Source organism: Roseateles sp. P5_E1, from assembly GCF_054049335.1.
In genome coordinates this window covers 1-508 of record NZ_JBFUMN010000517.1, presented here as the reverse complement: position 1 = coordinate 508, position 508 = coordinate 1, and the positions used below count along the sequence as shown (strand labels likewise).

Annotated in this window: 1 pseudogene; it reads left to right on the top strand. The window is 65.9% G+C overall.

Annotated elements, in window-relative coordinates:
- Positions 1 to 508: pseudogene (locus ACXJKJ_RS32405) on the top strand (hypothetical protein); the annotation flags it as partial.

Below are 508 nucleotides of genomic sequence, written 5' to 3'. Positions count from 1 at the left end.
CAACAGCTATGCCTACCTGGACCTGCGCGGCAGCGTGCCGGACACCCTGCTGGTGCAGTTGAAGGTCGGCTCCGGCGATGCCAGCGTCATTGGTGCCCATTCGCTCAGCGCCGATGTCGGCTCGGGCGACATCAAGCTGCAGGACATCAAGGGCCTGGTCACCGCCGCGATCGGCTCGGGTGATGTGATCCTCGATGGCGCCGGTGCGCTCAACGTGCTGTCGGTGGGTTCGGGCGATTTCAAGGCACGCAACGTGCGCGGCAATGCGAAGGTCGGCACCATCGGTTCGGGTGACCTTGAAATGGACACCGTGCAGGGCAACGTCGAACTGGGCACCATCGGCTCCGGCGATGCCGACCTGCGCCAGGTCAAGGGCAACGTAAGCATCGGCAACGTGGGTTCGGGCGATGTGGACCTGCGCGGCGTCGGCGGCAATGTCGCGGTCGAACGCCATGGTTCGGGCGATGTCACCGTGCGCGACGTTGCCGGCGACCTCACCGTGTCGCAC